At 58.8% G+C, this 3,346-nt stretch carries 3 protein-coding genes and 1 pseudogene; all 4 read left to right on the top strand.

The window, feature by feature from the left end; genetic code table 11:
• Positions 1-191, top strand: a pseudogene (locus tag V6C16_RS09810) (tRNA adenosine(34) deaminase TadA); the annotation flags it as partial.
• 238 nt (positions 192-429) lie between these two features.
• The gene (locus tag V6C16_RS09805) at positions 430-1,962 is read left to right on the top strand and encodes a fused MFS/spermidine synthase (RefSeq protein WP_333543104.1); all 1,533 of its coding nucleotides are present in this window, start codon (positions 430-432) and stop codon (positions 1,960-1,962) included.
• A 363-nt stretch (positions 1,963-2,325) separates the two neighbouring features.
• Positions 2,326-2,556, top strand: coding sequence for a hypothetical protein (locus V6C16_RS09800; protein ID WP_333536955.1), 231 nt, complete (start codon positions 2,326-2,328; stop codon positions 2,554-2,556).
• 51 nt (positions 2,557-2,607) lie between these two features.
• Positions 2,608-2,889: a hypothetical protein gene (locus V6C16_RS09795; RefSeq protein WP_333536956.1), complete on the top strand. Its 282-nt coding sequence runs from the start codon at positions 2,608-2,610 to the stop codon at positions 2,887-2,889.
• The last annotated feature ends 457 nt before the right edge of the window (positions 2,890-3,346 follow it).

Genomic DNA, 3,346 nt, shown 5'->3' with positions numbered 1-3,346 from the left:
TGGCCGGGCTTGTGTACGGGGCGGCGGATGTCCCGGCCGGGGCGGTTGTGTCCCGCGCGGAATATTTTGACGCCCAGAGCGCCAACCACAGCCTCTGGCATATGGGGGGCGTACGTGGCGAGGAATGCGCGGCGCTGCTGCGAGATTTTTTCGTCTCGCGGCGGGACCGGGCGGATATTGCGCCCGGGTAAACGGTGGTTGGCCTTTACGGCAAGTGGCTCTCACACAGTCATCAGGCACACAGCTTCAGGCACGCCGTCATCAGGCACGCCACAGTCAGGGCCATTGCAACGTGAAATAGCCCCGGCAGATCACAACGGGCCGTAAAAAATCATAACAGGAGAGCCGGCTGCTCGTGGTACAGAGCGTTTTTTGAGGGCAATTCTGCTCGCGGGCCGGTCCCGAAGAAAAAAACCGAAAAGGAGTCCCATGCTGGAACTGACGGTCTTTTTAAGCGGCGCCCTGGTCATGGTGCTGGAAATGGTGGGCGCGCGCGTGCTGGCCCCTTATGTGGGCACATCAGCCGTTGTCTGGACCAGCCTTATCGGCGTGGTGCTGGCCTGTCTGGCTCTGGGGGCCTGGGCCGGGGGCCGCATGGCGGACAGGCATCTTTCCCGCAGGGGGCTTGCTCTTGCTCTCGCCGGAGCCGGGGGCGGCAGCGCGCTTACGGCCCTGTGCCATCCGCTGGTGGGCCAGTGGGTGACAGAAGGCATCGGCAATCTCTACGTGGCCGCCGTGGCCGCAGCCGTGGGCATTTTTGCCCTGCCCGCCTTTTTTTTCGGCATGATAAGCCCCTACGCCATCCGCCTGCGCATCGGCAGTCTGGATACGTCCGGGGCCACGGTGGGGCGGCTGTACGCCCTTTCCACTGCGGGCAGCATTCTGGGAACTTTTCTGGGCGGCTTTGTGCTCATATCATTTTTCGGCAGTTCGTCCATTTTGTGGGGCGTGGCTGTCTGCATGCTGGCCCTTTCGCTGTGCAACGCGCCGGGAGGAGCCAGGGGCAGGGCGGCCCTGCTGGCGCTCTGCATTCTCGGAACCGTGGTCAACGGCATGTACGGAACCTGGCGTGACGACAGAAGCAGCACGCACCTTGTGGAAAGCCCCTATAACAGCATCCGTATCTACGAAGGCACGGACTGGGGCGAGGGCGGCCGCGCCGTGCGGCTCATGGCTACGGACCCCGGGTACAGTCAGTCGGGCATGTATCTTGACGCGCCGGACGAGCTTTATTTTCAGTACACGCGCTTTTATGCCCTTGGCCCTTACTTTGCGCCCCATGCCAGCTCCATACTCATGTTGGGCGGCGGGGGCTATTCCGTCCCCAAGTGGATTCTGGCTGGCAAGTCGGCCCTGTCCGCCCCTGAAGATGTGCGCATGACCGTTGTGGAGATAGACCCGGCCATGACCGGCGCGGCCCGGCGCTGGTTTGCCCTGGGCGACGATCCGCGCCTTTCGGTGCGCCACGAAGACGCCCGCGCCTTTCTGAACAGGCAGGGTGAGCGTTTTGATCTGATCTTTGTGGATGTGTTCAACTCGCACTATGCGGTCCCCTTCCAGATGGGAACGGTGGAGGCAGCGCAGGCCTTGCGGCGGGCCGTGGCTCCGGGCGGGGCCGTGCTCATGAACGTCATTTCCGCTGTGGAGGGAGAGGACGGCCGCCTGTTCCAGAGCATTTTCAGGGCATTGTCCGCATCGTTCGCAGAGGTGCAGGTGTACTGTGTGTCGCGCCCCGACAGGCCCGGAGAGGTGCAGAATCTCATGGTGGCGGCTTTTCCTGAAAAAAGAGACAGTGCCGCGCCGTTGAATGCCAGCGGCGCACCGGCCCTGACGCACGGGCAGGCAGCGGTGGAAACCATGCTGGCCGCAAGGTACACAGGCCCGCTGGATTTTGCTACGCCGCCCCTGACGGATGATTTTGCTCCGGTAGAGCGTTACGCCCTGATGCTGCTGCGGCAGTGACCTTTGCCTTGGCGCGCATGGCCTTCGAGAGCAGATTAACTTTGAGAATATACATTCTCAAAGTTTAAGGCACGCTCACTTCGGCGTTTAACCGCGCAGATAAACTGCGCTTACGCCTCCGTAGCGAACGTCTGCTCACGCAGCCGTCCGAGCAATTTAAAAGTTAAATTGCTCTAGTCTGTCTGCCCTGGGGTATACTCGGGTTCATATCAGGCCTTGGGACATGGCTGGCCTGCGCTGACGATGTGTTCAGGTTTGTTTCGGGCAAGCGTTAGCGGCGTTGAGGTCGCATTGAGGCCCCCTTGCGGGATGACGGCGAAAATTGTAGCCTAGCCTATCAGAAATGAAAGGAGGCAGCATATTATGAAGTTCAAAACTGTCAGCCCGCTGAGCATCAGCGAAAATGTTCTGGGTATTCTCGGCAACAAGATAGCTTCGGGCAGAGAACTGACCATGGCCGAACGCATGATGGCCCTGTCCGCCTCCGGGGCGATTGTCGCCAGCGCGTACGGTCCCGGCCCTACGGAGATGACGGTCAAAACGCCCGAACTTCCTGAAAACGTCAAAGGCATGCTGGCGAATTACGCCGGATAGATTCCGCTCCATCGGGGGGGGCGGCCATGAGGCTCCGCAGGGAGAGATATTTTGAACGAGACTATTGACGATCTTACCGTGCAGTTTGAAGAAAACGGCCAGGTCATTATTAATGAACTGGATAAGGTTGTGCTGAGCAAAGGCTTGTGGACGACCATTCTTTTCCGCTATCAGCAGTGGCAGCCGGAAAAAGATGACTTTGGGCCGGACATGTATGTTATCCGGCGCTACAAGAAATCCGGCGGCGAATACCGCCAGCAGTCCAAATTCACCATTTCCAGCGCAGAGCAGGCCCGCAAGATTGTGGATGCCCTCGGAAGCTGGATCAGCTAGAGCAGATTAACTTTGAAAATATACCTTTTCAAAGTTTAAAACACGCTCGCTTCGGCGTTTAACCGCGCAAATAAATTGCGCTTACGCCTTCGCGGCGGGCGTCTGCTCGCGCAGTCGCCAGAGCAATTTCAAAGTGAAATTGCTCTAGAGCATGTTAACTTTGAAAAAGTGCCATGCTCTAACGCTGCACGAAAGTGCAGTGCGCATAATATGGCGTGGATTCAGCCGAAAATCGCATTTTTCGGCTGAATGAAAATTTTGAAATGCTTCACATTTCAAAGTTGATCTGCTCCAGGCACTGCTTGTAAAATCATATGGTTCAAAACCGAAGGCCCCGGACACGCGAATGTCCGGGGCCTTCGGCCGTGATGTTTTTACGCGACGCGGCCGAACCTGCCGTACGTTGCCCGCAGCAGTCTGTGTACGGCACAGGCTGCACCCAGGCGGGCAGGCCGGC

The sequence above is a fragment of the Desulfovibrio sp. 1188_IL3213 genome, assembly GCF_036763145.1.
In the GTDB taxonomy this organism is placed as follows: domain Bacteria; phylum Desulfobacterota; class Desulfovibrionia; order Desulfovibrionales; family Desulfovibrionaceae; genus Desulfovibrio.
The sequence above is the reverse complement of the archived record's forward strand: the minus strand, read 5'-3'. Positions and strand labels throughout refer to the sequence as shown.

Coding starts and splice junctions, on each gene's coding strand:
- V6C16_RS09800 (WP_333536955.1), top strand. CDS start 2,326: ATGAAGTTCAAAACTGTCAGCCCGCTGAGCATCAGCGAAAATGTTCTG.
- V6C16_RS09805 (WP_333543104.1), top strand. CDS start 430: ATGCTGGAACTGACGGTCTTTTTAAGCGGCGCCCTGGTCATGGTGCTG.